This is a genomic window from Nitrosospira multiformis, from assembly GCF_900110185.1.
Taxonomy (GTDB): Bacteria; Pseudomonadota; Gammaproteobacteria; order Burkholderiales; family Nitrosomonadaceae; genus Nitrosospira; species Nitrosospira multiformis_A.
The window spans coordinates 23006-44415 of sequence record NZ_FOCT01000010.1; the positions used below are offsets into that span (position 1 = coordinate 23006).

Sequence of the window (21410 nt, forward strand, 5' to 3'; positions counted from 1 at the left end):
TTGACTTTCAGTCCTTCTGATTGCTGCTTTTCTCCTTCGTGACCGGATTTTGTACCGTATACCCTTCCTCTTTCATTTTATAACCACCATAGGCTCCCGCGCCGCCCGCCGCGAGTAGCAGGCAGCCCGACAGGGCCGGCGCTGCCAATAAGAATATCGCCAGATAAAACAGTTTCCAAACTCTCTTCACGCTATCTCCTGTGGTAGTCATTGAAATCAGGGAAAGAAAAACAATATATCGTGGTAATTAGGAAGTCTGTACGATCGCAGACATTTGTCATCATGCGAACATAGTATACTGAAATTGCGAGGTTTCAGGGCGGCAGGCGGCACGGGCGCCGCACCAGCCACAGAAGTGCGATAGCTTAAGTTCGAGCTGACGATTAGCAGACTCTGAGCGATCTTCGATGGAAATAGGCTGGAGGCAAAGCTGCTGGAAACCGCGCAAGGGATTACACAAGAAGAACTGATTGTACCTGGAGCCGAAAATGAAGTGGGAAGGTTATCGCCAAAGTAGTAACGTCGAGGATCGCCGAGGTTCGGGCAGCGGATTTGGACTGGGGGGCGGCAGAATCAGTGCCGGTGCAATTGTCATAGCGTTGATCGGTGGATTGTTGTTCGGCATCGATCCTCTCACCATGCTCAGCGTGATCACCGGCGGAGGCAGCATGGTTCAGGAACAAGGCCCTGCACCCGCTGCGCCCCCAGGGGACATGCAGGCAGTCTTCGTTTCGACGGTCCTCGCCGATACCGAGGATGTATGGACGGACTTGATGAGGCAGGAAAACAAAACTTATGAGCCACCCAAGCTTGTGCTGTTTCGAGGTGCTGCCCTAACGGCGTGCGGCCAGGGAAGTGCGGCAATGGGTCCCTTCTACTGTCCGGAGGACCAGCGCATCTATATCGATCTGAACTTCTTTAATACGATGGCAAACCAGCTTGGAGCAGGAGGCGACTTCGCGCAGGCATACGTCATTTCGCACGAAGTCGGGCATCATGTACAGAATCTCCTTGGTATCTCCGATCGGGTGAATGCCGCTCGCGCTAGCTTGCCGCGCTCACAGGCAAATTCCTTGTCGGTACGTGTCGAATTGCAGGCGGACTGTCTGGCGGGGGTCTGGGCTTACCATTCGCAGCGTTCGAAGGGATGGCTGGAACAAGGCGATATCGAAGAAGCAATGAACGCGGCAACGCAGATCGGGGATGATACATTGCAGCGCAGGACACGCGGTACGATCGTGCCGGAAAGCTTCACGCATGGCACGAGCGCCCAGCGTACTGGCTGGTTTAAGCGGGGATTGCAAACAGGAAACATGACGGATTGCAATACTCTTGGATCGGAAAAGCTGTAACCTTGCCTAAAAACTCACAGGGAGAACAGTCATGAGAGTCTCCGAGCTTAAGGACGAACTGCTCGACTACTGGGTGGCAAAAGCCAACGATGTGGAAGAAGTGCATGTTATCGATTCCCACTGCGTGATCAACCATCAACGCTGGGAACCCTCGGTAGACTGGTCTCAAGGAGGACCGATCATCGAAAGAGAAGGAATAAATCTCAGTCACAGCCTGGAACCGGATTCGGAGCATTGCACGGCGTTCATGCGATCAGGCAGAAACCGGCAAAAGGGGCTTACTCCCCTGATTGCCGCAATGCGCTGCTATGTAGATTCCAAGTTTGGAGAAGAGGTTACGGACTAGGATTGGGGAAATATAAAAAGATGGGGAAAAAGAAAGATCTGCCAGGGAACATACGCGAGAGAGAACGGATCGAATAGCGTATGGCCAAGTTCAAGCTGACGAACCTGCTGCGCGAGATTCCCCGCGAAACCCCGCGTGAGGATGCTTCTGCCAGAATCATGGCAGCCCAAGCGTTTTCACGCGCCGCAGGCGCGCCTCTCGTGCATGGCAACAGCATCCGTCTCCTCAAGGATGCAAGCGAGAATTATCCTGCATGGCTCGAGGCGATTCGGTCGGCTGAAAAGAACGTCTATTTTGAAAATTATATTATTCGTGATGACATCATTGGCCAGCGATTTGCTGATGCCCTCATTGCGAAAGCAAAAGAAGGTATACGGGTAAGATTACTTTATGACTGGCTTGGAGGATTGACTGAAACGTCATCCAATTTCTGGCGTCACCTGAGCAATGGAGGTGTGGAAGTTCGATGCTTCAATCCGATGCGCTTCGACAGTCCGCTGGCCTGGTTGAGCCGGCTGCATCGCAAATCGGTCTGCGTGGATGACCGTGTTGCATTTGTCAGTGGATTATGCGTCGGGCAGATGTGGGATGGATACCCCGAGCGGAATATTGCGCCCTGGCGGGATACGGGAGTCGAGCTGCGGGGGCCGGTGGTAGCGGATGTCATAAATTCCTTTGCGCGTGCATGGGCGGAGACGGGGCCGGAAATACCTGCGGATGAACTGCCTGCTCCCGATTCGATTCCGATTGCGGGTCACATCGATGTGAGAGTACTGGGAAACTTTGCTGCGACTGCGGGCTTATACCGACTGGAGCAGCTGATCACTGTGCTGGCGCAAAAAACGCTTTGGCTTACCGATGCCTATTTCGTAGGAACCACAAGTTATGTGCAAGCGTTGAGAGGAGCGGCAATGGACGATGTAGATGTCCGCTTGCTTGTTCCCGGATCGAGCGGAGATCTCAAGTTTCTCAGGCCGATTTCGCGCGCCGGTTATCGTCCGTTGCTGGAAGCCGGCGTACGCGTGTTCGAGTGGAATGGCTCGATGCTGCACGCCAAGACAGCCGTTGCCGATGGGCGTTGGGCCCGCGTCGGTTCAAGCAATCTCAATATGGCGAGCTGGCTGGGAAATTGGGAACTGGATGTTGCGGTGGAAAACCTAGATTTTGCGCAGAAAATGGAGCAAATGTACCTGGAGGATCTCGAAAATTCGACCGAAATCGTTCTCAATAAAAAGAACCGGGTTCGCCCCGTAGCGGATCAACTTCCCCACCGAACCCGCCGTCAGTACGGGACTGTCAGGCGCCGGTCTGGAAGCGCCAGCCGGCTGACAGCGGGCGCCCTGCGTGTAGGCAACACTGTTGGAGCGGCTATCACCAGTCGACTCGTCCTGGGAGCTGCCGAGGCAAAAATCATGTTTTTCGGGGGTGTTACGCTGCTTGCTTTGACGGCCATTGCATTGTTGGAGCCCCTGCTCATGGTAATCCCTTTCTCGCTGCTTGCGGGATGGATCGGCGTTTCACTGTTGATACAGGCTCACAGGTTGCACAGGAACGGGCAGAATGATGCCCCAGCCCAGAGTGCCAGTATTGCATCCGATGAGGCTCAGGATAAGGTGATCGAGCTTCCCAACTCCCTGCGCGAAGGCCAGCAGCCCGAAGATATCCGGAAAGAAGCCCGGGAAACACAGGAAATTCAGAAAGCGCTCAGACAACAGTGAGAAGAGCTGTTGGCGCACGGGCGGAACCGGGTTTCTTCTGATTTCAATCGGCTTCAAGTTATTCCCCAGCAAATCCTTTTTCTTGATCCCAGCAGATTCTCTTCCTGCCCGAAGTACCTGCACGGGTCCACAAGTCCTTCATCATCTCTTACTGCTACTTACGCCTAGATACCAGCTTGGCGGCCTGAAGGCTTGTCTTGATTCAACGACAAAAAAAATGCTTTAAGCTCATGCATTTGGCTGAAATAGCGTGATAAATGTCTCCCCAGGGGAACGACTATTTTAGTTAAAGCCGGTTAAACGTTGGCAATCCCCTGATTCCAAATATTATTATTTCTGGCATACAAATTGCTTTCTCATTTAAAGCCGCGCTATTGCTGGGCTGCCTCCGGCAGTTTCCATTCTGGCCGGCTTTGACGTTTATAAAATAATAGGAAAATTGGAGAATTGGCATGTTAAAAAAGAAAAAGGTCGTACCTATTCTGTTGGCAGTATTGGGACTGGTCGCGGAGTCTTCCGCGGCCGGTGGATCAGGAGTTTCTGCGGGATTGGGAATCGGATTAGGAGCCTCCGTGGGACTCGCCTCTACGGAATCAGGAGTTTCTTCCAGCCTGGAAGCTTCTACCAATTCGGCAACCTCCACTGAGCTGGGTATTTCTACGGGATCTGGAGCTTCCATTGGATTGGGAACTTCTACGGACCTGGGAATCGCCGGGGGCACGAACGTCGCTGCCACCACATCAAGCTTAACGACACTCGGTGCAAACAGTGGGGTAGACATAGCAGCCCCCACTGCCACACTCGGAACGAGCAAGGTAACGATCGATGCACCCGCACTTGAAATTACGGGCAAGGTAGTCCCCACCCAGGCGTTGGAGACCACGAGTATGATCACTGTAGGTGGGCCGGCCGTTGATGCAATCAGCAGTGTAAGTGTGGGAGCGCCGAAACTAAAACTTGCCGCTGATGTGGATACATCAACTTCCACCGGAATCGCTGCGTTAATCGGGCCGGCTGACGCAACTGCCAATGTCGATACATCTGCTGCACTTGATGTAGATACCTTGCAAGCAGATATGGGCGTTGTAAGTCAAGTAGATGGAACTGCCGATCTGGGCGGAACCTTGGAAATCGGAGACGTTCTTCCTGTCTATTCAAAACTGGCGGTCACTGCTGATGCAATTCCGCCTGTTCCGGAAGCCGATGCTTACGCAATGTTGTTAGCAGGCCTCGGCCTTATGGGTTTCATGGTGAAGCGCAGAAAGGAAACGCTGAGCTAGCAACTGGCCGGTGTTCCGAGGCTTCCACTGGGGTTTTTTAAGTGGGAAAGCCTGCTCGGAGGAAGAGCGCATTAAAATCAGCGGTGTGCTCTTCCCCGCAACGAAACACTACCAACCTCGCGATCGAATGAAAGAAGCAAGGGGATAATACACGGGAAACGTACAAGACTGTCCCTGAACCATGTGACAGAGGCATGAGAAACGTGGCATAAGATATGCCTTATTTCTTTTGGTCACGCAGAAATTCCGCCAGAGCAACGGCATCGTTGTGCTCCTCGTCTTTGGCGCCATAGAGCAATGTAACAGCCCCTTTCTTTATTTCCTCCCTCAGTCGCGCCAACTGCTCATCATTCTCCTCGAGCTCGGCCCGATAACGCTTCTTGAACTCGGTCCACTTGTCCGGATCATGTCCGAACCATTTTCGAAGCTCGGCACTCGGCGCCAGTTCCTTCAACCAGATATCCACACCCGCTTTTGCTTTTGTCATCCCACGCGGCCAAAGCCTGTCAACCAGAATGCGAGTCCCATCGTTCTTGTCGGACGGTTCGTAAACCCTTTTGAGCTTCAGATTCATTCCTGCCTCGGCCTCCTCCTGCGAAAGATCAGTTTTCCAACCCGGTTTCGTCGGCGGCACCTCTTCAAAAGCTTATCCCCAGCCTGAACGTCTCGCAGATACCTTCACTCCCACCTGGGGACAGAATGGAGAATGTCGTGATGAAGAGAAGCAGTCCGGGAAGAAGCGCAGCGGCATGTTCCCACCTCCTCATATCGTGCCCGTACAACACCTCCCAGCGTTATTTTGGTAAATTCAACCCCGTATATGGGCCCTTAGCCAATTATGCGCCGATAAAACGAAGTGTTTCAATTTTGATCGATAAGGAGAAAAAATGTTACGAAAAAGATTTATGGCGGGAATGGCGGCAGCCGCATTATTTTCCACAGCTTTTTGCAGCATGGCAAAAGCAGAACTCATCGGTGAAGTGGATACCGCGTTCCGATGGCTGGGAAAGGATGATCGGGTAGTGATAGAAGCTTATGACGACCCCAAAGTGCGGGGTGTAACCTGCTACGTTTCCCGAGCCCGTACCGGCGGAATCAAAGGCACCGTAGGTTTGGCGGAAGACAGAGCGGAGGCGTCGATCGCCTGCCGGCAGGTGAGCGACCCGATCGAGTTCCGCAGCAAACTTCCTCGTCAGGAAGACGTGTTTACCGAACGCATGTCAATTTTATTCAAGCGCCTGCACGTGGTCCGGGTGGTGGATCCGGTGCGTAATGCGCTTATCTATATGACATACTCTGACAGGATTATAGAAGGCAGCCCGCAGAACAGTGTTACAGCTGTCCCAGTCGGTCGCAGCAATCCCATTCCACTGAAATAGTCGGAAACTTGGACGCTTTCAGAACAGGCATCGCTCAACCGCTTCGCTCTGAGGAATGAAGGATGAAGGAAGTAAAAAAGAAAATTGATAAATCAGATGAAACGAAGCTGAATAACAGAGAGTTGCGTACGCTAGCGTACGGACGTCAAGCCAGATGCCAAATAAAATTGCCCGGATTCTTCGTGTGCGGCGCTTCTCACAGCGCTTCCGCCAGAAAAGTCAAAAAATATGGCAGACCCCAATTCAAAACGATCATCAAACTACAAAATTTGATTTTAGAGGAGGTAGTTAAATGAATAAAGTTCGCAAAACCCCTTTCGCCCCCCCCGCATGGACAGTTGCGCTGCTGGCTGTCCTGGCTTTAAGCGGCACCGCAGCTAACGCCACAGACATTAGTGTGCACCTGACCGGCGATCAGGAAGTGCCCCCGGTCCAGACTTCCGCAATGGGCCATGGCACCCTAACTGTAGAGGATGACAAATCCATCAAGGGCAAAGTCATGACCTCCGATATAAAAGGTACCGGCGCACACATCCATGAGGCCCCAGTTGGCAAGAATGGTCCCGATATCATTACGCTCAACAAAACTTCCGATAACGAATGGTCCATACCGGACGGAGCGAAATTGACAGATGCGCAATATGACGCCTTCAAGGCGGGTGGACTTTATATCAACGTTCACAGCGATGCCCATAAGAACGGGGAAATACGCGGTCAGCTAAAACGCTGACTCAGTATTCCTATTCCGAAAAGGCCGGACTGGGGCCGGTGCGTTTATAACAACTGCCGGTATCCCAGCCCCCGATAACCCAAAAAACCCAACTCACCTTCATGCCAAAATACCGTTTACAGAAAGAACCGGACGGGCCCGGGCGGCCGGGCCAACCCGACGGCCCCAAGCCAGGTCCTGCACCCGATCGCGGGCCTTCCCCTGACCGCCCCGTTCAGGACCCGCCCCGTCCCATCGACCCCGATAAGCCAAGACGAGATCCGGAACCCTATAATCCCGACAAGCCTATTGATCCTCGCCCCTACGATCCTGATCCGACGCCGGGTGATCCTATCATCGATCCGGCGGACGAGCCCCTGCTTTGATCGGGAGTGGAGTTCCTCGCCCTCACGTGAATCCAGCGGGAGCAGCTGGCAGGGTTAAGTATACCTCTCTCTATTTTGCGGTTCCACCGCGATGCGGTCATGAAGCAACTCATGCTACCGGGAAAGTGCTGGACAAACACGGACCCAGGTAATGAGGAAAAAATTATGTCCCGTTATGACGAGAACAAGCACGATACAGCCGGAAACCCTGACGCTTTAAGCACGGCAAATCCCGCCGCCACCCCTGCCGCAGGGGCTGCAGCAACCACTCCGATCGGTGACCACCGGCTAAGCAATGCCGCCCTCCAGACACAATGCCAGAGCGAGCATGACAGAGAAATCCCAGAAGTCGATCTCATGTCCCCGCTTACCCTTCGCGGTGTTACTTTCCGCAACCGCATCGCAATGTCCCCGATGTGCATGTATTCCGCCGAGGACGGTTTTGCCAACGACTTCCATCTCGTCCATCTGGGCAGCCGGGCAATCGGCGGCGTAGGGCTTGTGATTGTTGAAGCCACTGCAGTCACGGTTGAAGGCCGCATTTCACCGAGAGACATGGGGATCTGGAAAGATGAACATATCGAGCCGCTGGCTCGCATTGCCCGGTTTGTGGAGATGCAGGGCGCGATTCCAGGCATCCAGCTCGCACACGCCGGACGTAAAGCCAGTTGCGATGCTCCCTGGAATGGCGGCGGCAGCTTGAAAACGCCGGCAGAAGGAGGCTGGTCAGTGATTGGGCCCAGTCCCCTCCCGTTTTACGCCGATGACCCACTCCCAGCACTGATGTCGGAAACAGATATCGAGGAGTGTATCGAGGCATGGGGAGCAGCCGCTCGACGTGCGCTGAACGCCGGCTTCAAAATGATAGAACTTCACGCGGCCCACGGCTACCTCATGCACGAATTTCTATCGCCGTTAAGCAACCATCGTACTGATAATTATGGCGGCAGCCTGGCAAATCGCATGCGGCTTTTGCTAAAGGTTGCCAAGCACCTTCGCGATATTATCCCGTCCGAACTGCCTTTCTTCGTGCGAATCTCGGCAACCGACTGGGCCGATGGAGGCTGGGATATGGAACAATCCATTATTCTTTGCAGAGAACTGAAGCTGCTTGGGGTGGATCTGATCGATGTCTCGTCCGGCGGCGTGATACCGGATGCAAGAATTCCTGTTACCAGAGGTTATCAGATTCAATTTGCCAAACGCATCCGCGATGAAGCGCAAATCCGCACAGGCGGGGTGGGACTGATCACCGACCCGCAATACGCCGATGAGATCATCACCGGCGGTCAGGCGGATCTCGTTTTTATAGGCCGAGAGTTACTGCGGGAGCCTTACTGGGCCCTCAAGGCGCAACATGCGTTAGCGATAGAACCGGAATGGCCCATCCAGTATGGCTATGCCGTCAAGCGCCGTGCAAAATAGATATGGCAGTTTAATTGCAGTCCTGCTGCCATGGGGATAAAGAGAAGCAGTCGCGGATATGCGCCGGATTGAGCATCCGGCGTCAGCGTTCCGTTATCCCTTCGCGGCTTTTGTCGACTTGAGCAGTTGTCACCAGGCTGGCGCGATTGCCCCACGCGTTGCGGATATACGACAGAACCAGCGCAACCTCGCCATCGCGTAAAACCTGTGCGAACGGGGGCATGCCGTAAGGCCGGGGATTGCCTGAGGTCGATGGGGGATAACCTCCATTGAGCACGCTGCGAATGACGTTCGTAGGGGGTGTCAGGGTAACGCTTCGGTTACCCGCCAAGGGGGGGTAAATTCCCGGGGCGCCCTGCCCGGAGTCACCATGGCAATCCTGGCAGTGTTCCTTGTATATCCGTGCCCCGTACCGCAACCAGGCCTGCAACTGTTCCGCCTGTGCGGGAGGATTTACCTGCTGGTGCGATTGTGTTTCAGGCAATGATTTCAGATAGATCGCAACTGCCCGGGCATCCTCTTTTGTCAGATGTTGGAGGCTTTGACTGACAACCTCCGCCATCGGTCCTGATGTCGTCGCTCGCGGTGAAATCCCGGTGGTCAGCAGCTGGACAATTTCTTCGACCGGCCAGCCAGCCGTACTTGCCTCCAGACTCGAGGTCAGCGAGGGCGCATACCAGTTGGAGCCCATGATCTGCCCGCCTCCCAGCTTATCATCTCCCTTGCGGCCGATCATGCCGCCCAAGGGATTTCGCTCGGCATGGCAAGCGCTGCAATGACCAAGCCCCTGCACCAGGTAGGCACCCCGGTTCCACTCAGTGCTTTTGGTGGGATCAGCCTGATACACGCCGGGCTTGAAATAAGCCGCACGCCAAAGAGTCAGCAATGGCTGGAAATCGTATCGGGAAGCAACCTGACTTGGCGGATTCTGTTGAACGACGGGTTCGAGGGCTCGAAGATGGGCAAAAATTGCATCGGAATCCTCACGCGTGATTTTCGTATATTCCGTGTACGGAAACGCAGGGTACAAAAGCCTCCCATCGCGCGATTTACCCTCATGCAGCGCTTTCCAGAAATCATCTTCATTCCAGTCACCGATTCCGGTCGCCTTATCCGGCGTGATATTGGACGTGACGAACGTGCCAAATGGAGTCGAAAGCTTCCTTCCGCCGGCATAGGCGCGTCCACCTTGAGCTGTATGGCATCCTATGCAATTTCCGGCTCGCGCAAGATATGCTCCGCGCGCTTGCCGCTGTTGCAAAAGAACCGATGATAACGGCGTTGCATTCCTTTCTACCTTTGCTTGCTTTTTCGGAGAAGTTGCGCCAGCTATTTCAGGAGACAGGCCGATACCCGCAAGAACTGCCACTGCGGTAGCGACGACAGCAATTTTCATCTGTCTGCGCTCCGTTGGACAATACTCCCGCAGCGCTGCACCATCTCGGGGGACAGCACGTCCGCCGGCTCGGCATTTTCCGGCACAGGCTGAGCGGCAAGCCACGCCGCAACCGCATTTGTCTCCTTGATCGTGAGTTGTCTGGCGATATCGGACATGCAGTTGCTCTCTTGTCCCCGCATCACTCCACCGTTCTTCCAGGCGCCGAATTGGGCAGCGATATAGATGCGCGGGAGCCCTAGTAGCCCCGGAATAAAAGGCGCGGTGCCCATGAGCTGCTTGCCGTGGCATTCGATGCATGCGGGTATATCCCGCGTGGCATCACCCTGCTGAATCAGCTTCTGGGCCTGTCTTATTTCAGTGGGAGAAGATATCACCTGTTCCGGCGGAGGGTAAGGTTGCCTGAGTGCCGAAAAATACGCTGCCATTTCCCGCAGGTATTCATCACTCACGTTTGCCAGCAGTAATGTCATTGGCCGGTAATAACGGCGTCCGTCCCGAAAATCCCGCAACTGATTGAAAAGATATCCCTCCGGCTTACCTGCAATCCGAGGGTAATAGGCGTCCCTGCCCACCCTGTCTGCCTGGCCATGACACACCGTGCAGGGCTTGACCCGCTCGGCCATTGTATCCGGCACGGTCACCGGCATGGCAGGCCCAGCGCTGCTCGACGCGATTCCGTCCGAAGCGGTAGCCATGACACTTGATACACCTGATACACCTGATAAGGCAGCAGCAATGAACAGGAGTGAAATAAATTGACGCATGAGAATTGATGAATTACCGGATGCTGGCAGAAAGCTTCACTGATGCGGCTGTGCCAGGCAGCCAGGCTGTTCAGGAACCAGACAGAGCCTCCCTCACGCCCGCGAGGGATTTGTTCAGTAGTCCCTAAGTTTCACCCAGAAGGGGTGTTCCGGTCAACCAGAGTTGGTCAAATTGACATTGGAGAGCACGACCGGCGAATGTCGATTGTTCTGCTAGACTTCAGGATGAATAGCGTGTATTCCGCACAATCGGAGGGGAATATGTTGTTCGGGTCAAATATACTCGAGGTGGGAATCGCCGTCATTTTCGTCTATTTACTGCTCAGCCTCGTATGTACAGCCCTTAACGAAGGAATTGCGTCATTGATCGACAAACGCGGAAAAAATCTGGTGGAGGGCATAAAGAATCTTCTGAACGACCCGAAGTTTACCGGGCTGGCGCAGCAACTCTACAATCACGGACTGATAGGCGGAATATCCCAGTACGCTTCCGATCCGGCAAAACGGACTCGCCTTCCCTCCTATATGTCCGGCGAAAGCTTCTCTCTGGCTTTGCTCGACATCCTCTCGGCGCGGGGGATCATCGCAGGAAAGTACGGCGATCTTCTGGCGAATGCCGAGGCGGCGGATGACGCTTATGAAGAAGCCCTGGAAGCAGCGGCAGTTGCACCCGGTGATCCGCAGCGTGCTGCCGCCGTTACCCAGGCAAAAGATGCGCGTGACAGAGCAAGGGTAGCGCTCGAAGCGATTGCCGAAAAAGCAAAGGTGGCCTATGGCGAGGCTGTGCAAGCGGCAAAGGCCGCACCGGACGATACAGCTCTTGCCAAAGCAGAAGCAGAGGCCCGCCACGAAGCCGATAGTATCAGCGCAGCGCTGAAGATGCTCGATGCGCGTCATGCCGCCATCGCGTCCGCAAAAAATCCAAAAGAGGTTAAATTGCTCCTGACAGCTGGCGCCACATTGAAGGAAGCGCTGGCTTTTGCGCGGGATTTTGCTACGGAATATCCGGATCCTCTGGGCAACATACAGGAAGGACTGAAAAGACTACCCGAGGGCCATACCAAGGAAACCCTTCTCGTTCTTGTCGATAAGACCCGGCGGGAAGCGAGTGCGATCGAGCATCAGGCGGAAGCCTTCCGCAAAAATCTCGAAGACTGGTTCAACAAAGCCATGGAACGCGTTGGCGGCTGGTACAAGCGCTGGACACAGCGTGTACTGCTTTGTCTCGCGACTCTGGTCGTGGTTGCTTCCAATGCGGACACGGTAATGCTCATTGAAAGGCTTTCAAAGGACAATGTTTTGCGCGCGTCGATTGTTGCAGCTGCGCAGGATACAGTGAAGACTCAACCGGGTGCCGTTTCGGCGCAAACAGCTCTCAAGGCGGCAGAAAATCTCAAACTGCCGGTAGGGTGGTCGCTGGACCCGCATGAACCCGGTTATTTTCGACCTCCCGAGTTATCGTGGAAATACACAGGGTGGGCATTTTACAAGATATTCGGCCTGCTCATTTCCATACTTGCTGTCACGCTGGGAGCTCCCTTCTGGTTCGATACATTGAGCAAATTCGTCAATCTGCGCAGCTCAGGGACGCCGCCCGGCGAAAGCAGTAAAAGCGCGCCTCAGCCCGGGCGATGACACCGGAAGCATGACCGCTTCCAAGAACTCAACGGCAATGAGCCAGCCAAAAGGTTTTCTGTGAATATCTTAATTATCGTAGACAAATCCGAAGATTGGCCTCTTCAGATTCCAGGCGTGACCGTGGTTGAGGCCCGAGCCTACCTGACCGATCCATTTTTTGCCGCTCAGGCGGAAAACAATGGCGACATGAGTGCTACAAGGCAGTCTGTCAAGGTTTTCAACCTATGCAAATCGTACCGCTATCAGGGATCCGGATATTACGTTTCATTGCTTGCCGAGGCACGAGGACATAAACCGGTACCCAAAGTAGGCGCTATCGAGGATTTACATTCCCGGAATCTGGTGCGCCACTTCATGGAGGAGCTGGAGGATCTTATCCAGAGTGTGCTGGCGCCCTTGCCGGAGGACGACTTCCAGCTTGCCCTCTATTTTGGACGCAATCCGCTTACCCATTATGATTCGCTGGGCCATCAGCTTTTCAACCTGTTGCAGGTGCCTCTCCTGTCCATCCGCTTCGAACGCCATCACAATCAATGGGGCTTACATAGCGCACGGTCGATGGGCGCCAGCGAGATTCCTGTCGAACACCAAGCCTTCGCGATGCTTGCCGCGACCACTTATTTCAATGGGCGCATGCAGCAATCAAGAAAACCTCCTCCCCGCTATGATCTTGCCATTCTTTGCAATCCGGATGAATCTGAGCCGCCCTCCAATGCAAAAGCTCTGCAAAAGTTCAGGAAGGCAGCGGAAAAACTGGACATGCGCGTAGATTTCATAACGAGGACGGATATCGGCCGGTTGTCGCATTTCGATGCCTTGTTCATTCGCGAAACCACCTTCGTCAATCACTACACCTATCGTTTTTCGCGGCTTGCATTCGCGGAAAAATTGGCCCTGATCGATGACCCCAACTCTATCCTCAAATGCAACAACAAGGTTTACCTGGCTGAACTTCTCGCCCTGCATAAAGTGCCGATACCGAAAACGCTGTTGATCCACCATGATAATGTCGATCGGATTATTCCTGAACTGGGTCTTCCGTGCGTGCTGAAGCAACCCGATAGTTCATTTTCACGAGGAGTCGTGAAAGTGGAAACCGAGAGCGAGCTGCTCCCCAAAGTAACGGAACTGCTTGCAAAATCCGTGCTCGTTATTGCACAACAATGGCTGCCGACCGAGTTCGACTGGCGGGTAGGCATACTCGACCGGAAGGTGCTGTTCGTAGCTCAATACTTCTTTCCCCCGGGGCATTGGCAGATTATCGAGCGAGACGAGCAGCGGCATAAACTGAGAGAGGGGGATACATCGGCTGTTCCATTGGATGAAGCGCCGCAAGAGGTCATCAGTATCGCACTCGAATCAGCCAATCTCATCGGGGATGGGTTCTACGGAGTGGATATCAAGCAGACGAATGACTGCTGCTATGTTATGGAAGTCAACGATAACCCGAATGTGGATGCCGGCAACGAAGACGCAGTGCTTGGCGATGCGCTCTACGAGGAAATCATGCGGGTTTTCCTGAGGCGGATTGAAGCCGCTAGGCGCTCATCCTGCTGAGCGCTGATCTGGAGTTATAGGTGCACTGAACTTATACCTGGGCGAAATGCTAAGCATATAAGAACACGGCCTCCCATCATGTGTCCCTCCACCATCTTTGACTCCCATTGCTGGGCTAAAGAACAGCCTTTCATCGGATGGGGCTATTCCGCTACGGTCCGCTCACGGCGCTTACTTGTGCAACCAAGTCCAGTGCAAACTGTACGAGCGTTTCGCCTTCTTCCAAGCCGTCGAGGAAGCGCCAGGGTATGTCCGACAACCCGGTTTGCGTCCCGACGAGAGCCCCAGTCAAAATGGCACGCGCTTGGTTTTGCCCTCCCCCATTCACCGCATGCAGCACAGCTGATTCGAAGTCATAGCCGCCCCCCAGACTAGCGAACGCAGCATGAGCCTGAGAATAAACCTGCCCTGGGACAATTGGCCTGCCTTGAGGTCTTCATGGTAGCGGCCGGGCTTGGGATCAGTATAAGTCGTGATCCAGTCGCCGTAGTCGCGGCGAAGCTCCTCCAGGCCATAGTACCAGTGCGGGCCGAGGTCCACGGCGTCTCCAATGAAGGCGCCCATGATTGCGCCGGCGGCACGATCTTGAATGGCAGCATTGCCTATGCTGATTCCCCTCGTGGTTAAACTGAATAACCCATTATCCGGTTATTGAGGCTGATCCGCAGCTTCGGGACAGTAAAGGCTAAGCAAGTTGAATCATCTTAGGCGAGCCGCACCTCCCCAGGCAAGTTGATACTACCGACTGCTCTCTTGTTTATTGTCTATATTGAATGAAGGCTTCGCTTCGCCATGCTTGATGTTGATCCATAAAGACGAATGAACCTCGCGCTTGATCTCGTCAGGAGATCTGAGCAAAGGTGCCGGAGGTGCTGCTATGACAAGGAAAAAACCAATGGGACGAGGACGTTCTTCCACCTTCGTGTTAACCCCTATAGTGATGGCCTTCGTCTTGGATGCGATCGCGCAGGTCGCTCCTGAGAATCCTGCTCCTGCTTCTGCTCCTGGCGCCAAGTGGAAGAACGGTGCCGAGGTGTACGCCAAGATCTGTGGTTACTGCCATGAAAACGGAAAAGTTGGCCCGGTGATCCTAGGCCGTCAACTTCCTCCCGCTTATATTCATGCTGTCGTTCGCAACGGTAGCCGCGCGATGCCGCCGTTTCGATTCTCCGAAATTGACGAGGAGTCTCTTGCAAAGCTGGCGGAGTATATTTCCAAGAGTCAGAACACCCAGTAGGAGAGTCCCATGGATGTGAACAGACGCAATCTCATGAAAGGAATACTGGCAGGCGGCACGCTGACAATGTGCGGTATACCCCGCCTTACTACAGCTGGAATGGGCCCGGATTCGGATACGGTGAAAATCAGGACTTGCGCGCTGTTGCTGGGGAACACACCTGTAGATGATGCTTTTGCCAATGGTGTATCTGCCGCATATTCAGTTTCCTCAGCGGGCATCGGCAACGCTTCCGCCCAGCCAACCCCACTGGAAGTGGTGAAGCTAAAAAGCGGGCTGCTGGTTAAAGTGAGGCAAGTATCGGAACTGCTGGCGACATCACGAGGTATGCGGTGGGTCGCGGTGATGGACGATGCGAGCGCGGCGGTTTTTACGGAAATAGTACGGACTGCAGGTGGCCGCCTACTTTCGCGAGGCACGCACGTCTCCTCCCGAAATGTTTCTGCCTATTCTGCCTTTCAGAGCGATAGCCCACCCCTGCTTCGTCATTTGTGGGCTTCAGTATCTCCAGAACAGAGCCCGGGCGCAATACTCGCGCCCCGGCTCGTGGGCAATCATAAAAGTTTTTCAATCGTCGAGGATTTTCTCGGGGAAGCCAGGAGCAACGGTGAAACTTCATCCGGATCTCACCTTTTCGCGCCGGTATTCAGATCATACGAGTCAACCGGACCCCTTGCAACGCACTTGCATTGCTCAGGCGTATCGGTGTCTGAAGGATGTGGACTGCTTGGATGGAATAGGTCGCAAAGATGGACAGAATTTTCCAGTCCCCGGGATGGCGATGAAGGGACTCAGACAGTGCAGGAGAACTGGCATCCTGCAAATTGGGTGGAGGCTCTTGGTTACGCTGTTACTCTCGCCGGACTCGGAGTCGGCACATTACAGGAGTATTGCGCCAGACGCGGGTTCGTGTATCGGGCACGACAAGGGGAATGGCGCAATATGTATGAATCCATTTTTTCCGAAGAACGGTTTACATCATTCATCGTCGAGGTTTAGCGAAAGGAGAAGCAGGTAATGGCTAGCAAATATATCGCATTGCCTAAGGGCATATCCGAACAAACCTTTGACGCGGCGGTCAGGGACTTCAGTAGGGTTCTCGGGGACGAGTCTGTCCTCACTGCGCCCGAACGGCTGGCTCCGTACATCAAGACGATGATGCCAGTGCCTGATTCAGAGCATACGCTTTCCGCCGCACTTATGGCGACAACCGTCGAGCAAATCCAGAAAATCCTCGCCATTTGCAACAAGTACAAAATTCCTATCTGGACTATTTCGACGGGAAAAAATTTGGGTTATGGATCAGCGGCACCGGCAGAACGGGGCCAAGTTGTCCTCGATCTCAAACGCATGAATCGAATTCTGGAAGTGGACAAGGACCTGGCCTACGCCCTGGTCGAGCCGGGGGTCACGTATCAACAGCTCTACGACTACATCAAGGAACGAAATCTGGGCTTATGGCTCTCCGTGCCTGCACCCTCGGCGATTGCAGGCCCTACCGGAAACACGCTAGACCGCGGCGTTGGGTATACGCCGTATGGGGAGCATTTTCTCTTTGCCTGCGGGATGGAGGTGGTTCTGGCGAATGGAGATGTGCTGCGAACAGGTATGGGTTCGCTGCCAAATTCCAATACCTGGCAGGTATTCAAGTGGGGATATGGCCCGTACCTGGACGGTATCTTCACACAGTCGAACTATGGGATCGTCACCAAGTTCGGGTTCTGGTTGATGCCGGCCCCTTCCGCATATAGACCGTTCGTCATCCGTTACCAGAACGAGGAAGACATCGAGGAAATTGTGGAAATCATGCGGCCGCTTCGCATCAATGGTGTCATCCCCAACGCGGTGGTAATTGCCCATGCGTTGTATGAAGCGCCCGTTATTGCCCGTCGCAGCGACTATGTGACCGGCCCGGGCTCGATTTCAGATGTGGCGGTACGGAAACTGGTAAAGGATCACAATCTTGGAATCTGGAATGTTTATGCAGCGCTTTACGGAACAGAAGAACAGATCGCGCTGAACTGGAAGATTGTTACGCAGGCATTCGGCAAATCAGGCAGAGGGCAAATCCTCACTCAACAGGATGTTGGAGACGACCCTGCGTTTGCATATCGCGCAGCGCTGATGCGCGGGGATATGAATCTTCAGGAATTCTCTTTGTACAACTGGCGCGGGGGAGGCGGATCAATGTGGTTTGCGCCGGTTTCTCAGGCACGGGGAAGCGAGACATTAAAGCAGATGTCCCTGACCAAGCAGATTCTCGCCAAGCACGGACTGGATTATTCCGGAGAGTTCATCGTCGGCATGCGGGACATGCATCATATCGTCGATGTGTTGTATGACAAGACGGATCCCGCTCAGGAGAAAGCCGCTTATCAGTGCTTTGACGAACTGCTGACGGTGTTTTCTGCCCAGGGATACGGAACCTATCGGGTAAATTCCGCCTTCATGGACAAGGTGGCCAGCACCTATGGTCCAGTGCAGCGCCAGGTCCACAAGACACTCAAAAAGGCCCTGGACCCGAATGGCATTCTTGCGCCCGGAAAATCGGGCATCCGTTGAATAACTATGAGGGCACGCAAAGAAATCTGTCCTGAGGCTACAACCTCGCCTATCCCACTGAAGAAAGAGCTTTCGGTAATAAAAAGACTTGATTCCCGGAACAGGATTTTCCCCAGGGAGGCCAGCTAATGAGACAGATCAAAGCGGCAACCATTCGACAAAAAGGCGGACCGTTTCAGATTGAAAATCTTATGCTGGACGAGCCCCGGCCAGATGAGGTGTTGGTAAGAGTGATGGCGACGGGCATGTGCCATACGGATATGGTGGCACGCGATCACCTCTACGAAGTACCCATGCCTATTGTGCTCGGTCATGAAGGCGCGGGCGTTGTGGAGCAGGTCGGGGATAGCGTGAAGAAACTGGTGCCAGGAGATCACGTTGTGCTGACTTATATGTGGTGCGGCCATTGCAAACCCTGCCTGCGCGGGGATCTTACCTATTGTGAGATTTCTATGCGCTGAACTTTGGCGGAGCGCGGGAAGACGGAAGCACTTCCACTTTTGAAACCGTAGGAGAGCATGAAGCTCAAAAAATCCATAACTACGGTAGGCGCATTCACGATCATTTCTTCGGGCAATCGACATTCAGTACATATGCGCTTGCGAATGAACGTAACGTGGTCAAGGTGCCGAAGAATGCGCCACTCGAGTTGCTTGGGCCGCTGGGCTGCGGCATTCAGACTGGCGCAGGCGCCGTGATGAACGCGTTGAAAGTCAGACCAGGCAGCAGTTTCGCCACCTTCGGCGGAGGCGCGGTGGGACTGAGCGCGGTAATGGCGGCGCGGGTCGCGGGAGCGACAACCATTATTGCCGCCGATGTAGTGCCGTCGCGCCTCGAGCTTGCCAGAGAACTTGGAGCGACACATATCGTCAACAGCTGGGAAACGGATCCCGTGGTGGCTGTGCGCGAGATTACCGGTGGTGGCGGTGCACATTACACGCTTGAGTCAAGCGGACGTCCAGCAGTGCTGCGCCAGGCCATCGATGCGCTGGCAGCGCGCGGCACCTGTGGTATCGTGGGTGCGCCTGCGCTGGGGACGGAAGCCAGCTTCGACGTGAATGGTGTAATGACCGCGGGCAAACGCATTATCGGGATTATCGAAGGCGACAGTAAGCCCGATCTCTTCATACCGGCTCTTGTCGAACTTTATACCCAGGGGCGTTTTCCCTTCGACAGGCTAGTAAAATTCTACGCGCTCGAGCAGATCAACCAGGCGGCTGAAGACAGCGAGAAGGGGATAACCATCAAACCGATTATTCGATGGGAATCCTGAATCCGCTCTCTCAACCTTCTATGAACTAACGTGTTTCCCCGCCCTGTCCCGGTAACCAAGCCAAGGTATCAAGACTGTCCAAGTGATGCCAGGAGGTGGCTTCACTGCTGGGTGCGCGCTGTTGGATGATGGCGCCTTGAATCCTGGTGAAACTGTACTGGTGCAAGGTACGGGGGGTGTATGTCTTCGCCCAGCAGTTTGCAAAAACGGCTGCGCACAGGTAATCGCCATCTCATCCAGTGATGAAAAACTTGTGCGCATGAAGAAGCTGGGGCCGACGAATTGATCAACTATCCCCATGGCAATTTTTAACGAAGGAATAAGAGTATGACCTTGCAACCCACAAGTTCTTCTGGAAAGGCACTTGCCGGGCTGCAGAGCCTGCTGCCGGATCTGGAGGCGTTATATACGGACGTGCATGCCCATCCGGAGCTGTCGATGCAGGAATCGCGGACTGCGAGCTTGGTCGCGGAGCGGCTTCGCGCGGCTGGGTATGAGGTGACGACGAAAATCGGGAAGACCGGTGTCGTGGGACTGCTGCGCAACGGCGACGGGCCGACCGTCATGCTGCGTGCCGACATGGATGCGCTACCCATCGAGGAAATGACCGGGCTTCCCTATGCCAGCAAGGTCAAGGCCACGAATCGCGAGGGCAAAACCGTCCCGGTCATGCACGCTTGCGGCCACGACCTGCACGTTGCCTGGCTGGTCGGCGCGACCACGCTGCTCGCAGAGGTGCGCGATGCATGGCGCGGCACGTTGCTGGCTGTCTTCCAGCCGGCGGAAGAGACTGCAGAAGGCGCCCGGGCCATGATTGACGATGGATTGCTCAATCGTTTTCCCAAGCCGGATGTCGTGCTCGGCCAACACGTCATGGTCGGACCGGCTGGCAACATCGGTGGCCGTGGCGGAACCATTACTTCCGCTGCGGACAGCCTGCAGATCCGCCTATTTGGGCGCGGCGCGCACGGATCGATGCCGCAGGCAAGCGTCGATCCCGTAGTCATGGCTGCGGCGACGGTAATGCGCCTGCAGACCATCGTCTCGCGCGAACTTGCTGCTTCCGAGGCCGCTGTCGTTACCATCGGCGCGCTGCAGGCGGGCACCAAGGAGAATGTGATACCCGACGATGCCGTTATCAAGCTGAACGTACGTACCTTCGATGCAGGCGTGCGCAAGCGAGTGCTTGCCGCCATCGAGCGTATCGCCAATGCAGAGGCTGCAGCTTCGGGAGCCCCCAGGCCGCCGGAGATTACGACGTTGGAGCACTACCCTCTGGGAGTCAACAATGCCGATGCAAGCACGCGTGTTGCCGATGCTTTCCGCCGGCATTTCTCGGGTGACCGTGTGCGGGAAGTCGAGGCGGTGTCAGCGAGCGAGGATTTCGGGTCGTTCGGAACCGAGTGGAGCACTCCTTCCGTGTTCTGGTTCGTGGGCGGTACCGATCCCGACGTTTACGCGAAAGCCAAAGCTGCGGGCGAAATCAACAAAATCCCAACCAACCACAGTCCCTACTTTGCACCAGTAATGCATCCCACTCTGGAGACTGGCGTAGAAACGATGGTCGTTGGCGCGCTGGCCTGGCTTCAACATGAGCCGCAGCACCAGGAACTGAGACCGTAAGGTGTTTGCTTCCGCTGCTTTTGACGTCGATGCTGCAATGAAGGCCCTTGTGCTGGTGCTCGATCTTGTCGGCACCTTCGTTTTCGCGCTGAGCGGAGCAGCAGCCGGTGTCGAGCGCCGGCTTGATCTTTTCGGGGTTCTGGTGCTGTCCTTCGCTGCAGCCAATTCCGGGGGGATCTTCCGCGATCTGCTGATCGGCGCAATCCCCCCTGCGGCAATCAGCGACTGGCGCTATCTGGTGGCCTCGCTTTTTGCTGGTGTGTTCACTTTTTTTTGGTATCCCGCCATCAATCGGCTGCGCAGCGCCGTACTTATATTCGACGGCGCCGGTCTAGCAGTGTTCTGCGTTTCCGGCTCGCAGAAAGCCATCGTCTTCGGTCTCGACCCGGTCATGGCGGCACTGCTGGGCATGCTGACCGGAATCGGCGGCGGCATGGCGCGCGATGTGCTTCTGTCTGATGTGCCTGTTGTCTTGCGATCCGATATTTATGCCATCGCCGCCCTTGCTGGAGCGGCCGTGGTGGTGATTGGCGATGCGCTACGATTTCCGTCCGTTGCAACGACATGTACCGGCGCGGCTCTCTGCTTTGGCCTGCGCCTGGCTGCGATCCGACACGGCTGGCACCTGCCGATCGCTCGCGCACCCGGACATTCGGGCACGAAAATGGACGCTGCGAAAAATCGGAAAGACCCAGGGCCGTAAGTGTGTTGTCATTCACGCTATTCTACTTATTGCTCCTGCACCGGTCCAAAAATGCCACC

Annotated in this window: 24 protein-coding genes; 18 read left to right on the forward strand and 6 right to left on the reverse strand. The window is 54.8% G+C overall.

Annotated elements, in window-relative coordinates:
- Positions 1 to 7: 7 nt before the first annotated feature.
- Positions 8 to 190: a hypothetical protein gene (locus BMY01_RS11725; RefSeq protein WP_254772724.1), complete on the reverse strand. Its 183-nt coding sequence runs from the start codon at positions 188 to 190 to the stop codon at positions 8 to 10.
- Positions 191 to 488: 298 nt separating this feature from the next.
- Here BMY01_RS11725 and ypfJ point away from each other — a divergent pair, with 298 nt between their 5' ends.
- From ypfJ to BMY01_RS11745, 4 genes are all read left to right on the forward strand, one after another.
- On the forward strand, positions 489 to 1352 hold the full coding sequence (ypfJ, locus tag BMY01_RS11730) for a KPN_02809 family neutral zinc metallopeptidase (RefSeq protein ID WP_074747431.1): 864 nt from the start codon (positions 489 to 491) through the stop codon (positions 1350 to 1352).
- Positions 1353 to 1383: 31 nt separating this feature from the next.
- Entirely contained in the window at positions 1384 to 1698 is a 315-nt protein-coding gene (locus tag BMY01_RS11735) for a phage protein NinX family protein (protein ID WP_074709039.1), read from the forward strand.
- An 80-nt stretch (positions 1699 to 1778) separates the two neighbouring features.
- Entirely contained in the window at positions 1779 to 3416 is a 1638-nt protein-coding gene (locus BMY01_RS11740) for a phospholipase D-like domain-containing protein (RefSeq protein ID WP_074747434.1), read from the forward strand.
- 452 nt (positions 3417 to 3868) lie between these two features.
- A complete protein-coding gene (locus BMY01_RS11745) occupies positions 3869 to 4696 on the forward strand; it encodes a PEP-CTERM sorting domain-containing protein (protein ID WP_074747437.1) in 828 nt (275 codons plus the stop codon).
- 220 nt (positions 4697 to 4916) lie between these two features.
- Here BMY01_RS11745 and BMY01_RS11750 read toward each other — a convergent pair whose 3' ends face one another.
- On the reverse strand, positions 4917 to 5270 hold the full coding sequence (locus BMY01_RS11750) for a DUF488 domain-containing protein (protein ID WP_074747691.1): 354 nt from the start codon (positions 5268 to 5270) through the stop codon (positions 4917 to 4919).
- A gap of 313 nt (positions 5271 to 5583) precedes the next feature.
- On the opposite strand from BMY01_RS11750, the gene BMY01_RS11755 reads away from it, so the two are divergent.
- From BMY01_RS11755 to BMY01_RS11775, 5 genes are all read left to right on the forward strand, one after another.
- Complete coding sequence (locus tag BMY01_RS11755) at positions 5584 to 6075, forward strand: CreA family protein (RefSeq protein ID WP_139176887.1); 492 nt, start codon at positions 5584 to 5586, stop codon at positions 6073 to 6075.
- 62 nt (positions 6076 to 6137) lie between these two features.
- Positions 6138 to 6371, forward strand: a complete 234-nt coding sequence (locus BMY01_RS11760; RefSeq protein ID WP_074747443.1) for a hypothetical protein — start codon at positions 6138 to 6140, stop codon at positions 6369 to 6371.
- Positions 6368 to 6805 (forward strand): CHRD domain-containing protein, encoded by a 438-nt coding sequence (locus tag BMY01_RS11765; protein WP_074747446.1) that lies wholly within the window; start codon positions 6368 to 6370, stop codon positions 6803 to 6805. The genes BMY01_RS11760 and BMY01_RS11765 overlap by 4 nt, the downstream gene beginning before the upstream one ends.
- A 101-nt stretch (positions 6806 to 6906) precedes the next feature.
- Entirely contained in the window at positions 6907 to 7170 is a 264-nt protein-coding gene (locus BMY01_RS11770) for a hypothetical protein (protein WP_074747449.1), read from the forward strand.
- Positions 7171 to 7335: 165 nt separating this feature from the next.
- Positions 7336 to 8595, forward strand: a complete 1260-nt coding sequence (locus tag BMY01_RS11775) for an NADH:flavin oxidoreductase/NADH oxidase (protein ID WP_254772725.1) — start codon at positions 7336 to 7338, stop codon at positions 8593 to 8595.
- 82 nt (positions 8596 to 8677) lie between these two features.
- On the opposite strand, the gene BMY01_RS11780 is transcribed toward BMY01_RS11775, so the two are convergent.
- Entirely contained in the window at positions 8678 to 9991 is a 1314-nt protein-coding gene (locus BMY01_RS11780; protein WP_074747453.1) for a c-type cytochrome, read from the reverse strand.
- Positions 9988 to 10758 (reverse strand): c-type cytochrome, encoded by a 771-nt coding sequence (locus BMY01_RS11785; protein ID WP_368086240.1) that lies wholly within the window; start codon positions 10756 to 10758, stop codon positions 9988 to 9990. The genes BMY01_RS11780 and BMY01_RS11785 overlap by 4 nt, the downstream gene beginning before the upstream one ends.
- Before the next feature lie 198 nt (positions 10759 to 10956).
- Here BMY01_RS11785 and BMY01_RS11790 point away from each other — a divergent pair, with 198 nt between their 5' ends.
- Together BMY01_RS11790 and BMY01_RS11795 are read left to right on the forward strand one after the other, a co-directional pair.
- Positions 10957 to 12393 carry a cell envelope integrity TolA family protein gene (locus BMY01_RS11790; RefSeq protein ID WP_139176889.1) on the forward strand — a complete coding sequence of 479 codons (1437 nt, stop codon included), beginning with the start codon at positions 10957 to 10959 and terminating at the stop codon, positions 12391 to 12393.
- A gap of 123 nt (positions 12394 to 12516) precedes the next feature.
- Positions 12517 to 13953, forward strand: coding sequence for a RimK family protein (locus BMY01_RS11795; protein WP_254772726.1), 1437 nt, complete (start codon positions 12517 to 12519; stop codon positions 13951 to 13953).
- A 151-nt stretch (positions 13954 to 14104) separates the two neighbouring features.
- Here the strand turns inward: BMY01_RS11795 and BMY01_RS18375 are convergent, their stop codons facing one another.
- Positions 14105 to 14293: an ADP-ribosylglycohydrolase family protein gene (locus BMY01_RS18375; protein ID WP_074747462.1), complete on the reverse strand. Its 189-nt coding sequence runs from the start codon at positions 14291 to 14293 to the stop codon at positions 14105 to 14107.
- Entirely contained in the window at positions 14278 to 14517 is a 240-nt protein-coding gene (locus tag BMY01_RS18380; RefSeq protein WP_081353907.1) for an ADP-ribosylglycohydrolase family protein, read from the reverse strand. Before BMY01_RS18380 ends, BMY01_RS18375 begins: the two co-directional genes overlap by 16 nt.
- Positions 14518 to 14848: 331 nt before the next feature.
- Between BMY01_RS18380 and BMY01_RS11810 the strand changes: the two genes are divergently transcribed.
- The 7 genes from BMY01_RS11810 to BMY01_RS11840 all read left to right on the forward strand — a co-directional run bounded on the left by BMY01_RS11810 (position 14849) and on the right by BMY01_RS11840 (position 21351).
- Positions 14849 to 15190, forward strand: a complete 342-nt coding sequence (locus tag BMY01_RS11810; protein WP_081353908.1) for a c-type cytochrome — start codon at positions 14849 to 14851, stop codon at positions 15188 to 15190.
- Positions 15191 to 15199: 9 nt separating this feature from the next.
- Entirely contained in the window at positions 15200 to 16189 is a 990-nt protein-coding gene (locus BMY01_RS11815) for a hypothetical protein (protein WP_074747465.1), read from the forward strand.
- 18 nt (positions 16190 to 16207) lie between these two features.
- Entirely contained in the window at positions 16208 to 17752 is a 1545-nt protein-coding gene (locus BMY01_RS11820) for an FAD-binding oxidoreductase (protein WP_074747468.1), read from the forward strand.
- Between the two features lie 128 nt (positions 17753 to 17880).
- Complete coding sequence (locus BMY01_RS18635; protein WP_302848429.1) at positions 17881 to 18213, forward strand: alcohol dehydrogenase catalytic domain-containing protein; 333 nt, start codon at positions 17881 to 17883, stop codon at positions 18211 to 18213.
- Between the two features lie 155 nt (positions 18214 to 18368).
- The gene (locus BMY01_RS18640; RefSeq protein ID WP_302848430.1) at positions 18369 to 19025 is read left to right on the forward strand and encodes a zinc-binding dehydrogenase; all 657 of its coding nucleotides are present in this window, start codon (positions 18369 to 18371) and stop codon (positions 19023 to 19025) included.
- Positions 19026 to 19352: 327 nt separating this feature from the next.
- Positions 19353 to 20648, forward strand: a complete 1296-nt coding sequence (locus BMY01_RS11835) for a M20 family metallopeptidase (protein WP_074747474.1) — start codon at positions 19353 to 19355, stop codon at positions 20646 to 20648.
- 1 nt (position 20649) lies between these two features.
- Entirely contained in the window at positions 20650 to 21351 is a 702-nt protein-coding gene (locus tag BMY01_RS11840; RefSeq protein ID WP_081353909.1) for a trimeric intracellular cation channel family protein, read from the forward strand.
- Positions 21352 to 21410: the final 59 nt, after the last annotated feature.

What these genes read in the sequence shown, in the direction of transcription:
- ypfJ (WP_074747431.1), top strand. Translation starts at nt 489, where the DNA reads ATGAAGTGGGAAGGTTATCGCCAAAGTAGTAACGTCGAGGATCGCCGA.
- BMY01_RS11735 (WP_074709039.1), top strand. Translation starts at nt 1,384, where the DNA reads ATGAGAGTCTCCGAGCTTAAGGACGAACTGCTCGACTACTGGGTGGCA.
- BMY01_RS11740 (WP_074747434.1), top strand. Translation starts at nt 1,779, where the DNA reads ATGGCCAAGTTCAAGCTGACGAACCTGCTGCGCGAGATTCCCCGCGAA.
- BMY01_RS11745 (WP_074747437.1), top strand. Translation starts at nt 3,869, where the DNA reads ATGTTAAAAAAGAAAAAGGTCGTACCTATTCTGTTGGCAGTATTGGGA.
- BMY01_RS11750 (WP_074747691.1), bottom strand. Translation starts at nt 5,270, where the DNA reads ATGAATCTGAAGCTCAAAAGGGTTTACGAACCGTCCGACAAGAACGAT.
- BMY01_RS11755 (WP_139176887.1), top strand. Translation starts at nt 5,584, where the DNA reads ATGTTACGAAAAAGATTTATGGCGGGAATGGCGGCAGCCGCATTATTT.
- BMY01_RS11760 (WP_074747443.1), top strand. Translation starts at nt 6,138, where the DNA reads ATGAAGGAAGTAAAAAAGAAAATTGATAAATCAGATGAAACGAAGCTG.
- BMY01_RS11765 (WP_074747446.1), top strand. Translation starts at nt 6,368, where the DNA reads ATGAATAAAGTTCGCAAAACCCCTTTCGCCCCCCCCGCATGGACAGTT.
- BMY01_RS11770 (WP_074747449.1), top strand. Translation starts at nt 6,907, where the DNA reads ATGCCAAAATACCGTTTACAGAAAGAACCGGACGGGCCCGGGCGGCCG.
- BMY01_RS11775 (WP_254772725.1), top strand. Translation starts at nt 7,336, where the DNA reads ATGTCCCGTTATGACGAGAACAAGCACGATACAGCCGGAAACCCTGAC.
- BMY01_RS11780 (WP_074747453.1), bottom strand. Translation starts at nt 9,991, where the DNA reads ATGAAAATTGCTGTCGTCGCTACCGCAGTGGCAGTTCTTGCGGGTATC.
- BMY01_RS11785 (WP_368086240.1), bottom strand. Translation starts at nt 10,758, where the DNA reads ATGCGTCAATTTATTTCACTCCTGTTCATTGCTGCTGCCTTATCAGGT.
- BMY01_RS11790 (WP_139176889.1), top strand. Translation starts at nt 10,957, where the DNA reads ATGTCGATTGTTCTGCTAGACTTCAGGATGAATAGCGTGTATTCCGCA.
- BMY01_RS18380 (WP_081353907.1), bottom strand. Translation starts at nt 14,517, where the DNA reads ATGGGCGCCTTCATTGGAGACGCCGTGGACCTCGGCCCGCACTGGTAC.
- BMY01_RS11810 (WP_081353908.1), top strand. Translation starts at nt 14,849, where the DNA reads ATGGGACGAGGACGTTCTTCCACCTTCGTGTTAACCCCTATAGTGATG.
- BMY01_RS11815 (WP_074747465.1), top strand. Translation starts at nt 15,200, where the DNA reads ATGGATGTGAACAGACGCAATCTCATGAAAGGAATACTGGCAGGCGGC.
- BMY01_RS11820 (WP_074747468.1), top strand. Translation starts at nt 16,208, where the DNA reads ATGGCTAGCAAATATATCGCATTGCCTAAGGGCATATCCGAACAAACC.
- BMY01_RS18635 (WP_302848429.1), top strand. Translation starts at nt 17,881, where the DNA reads ATGAGACAGATCAAAGCGGCAACCATTCGACAAAAAGGCGGACCGTTT.
- BMY01_RS11835 (WP_074747474.1), top strand. Translation starts at nt 19,353, where the DNA reads ATGACCTTGCAACCCACAAGTTCTTCTGGAAAGGCACTTGCCGGGCTG.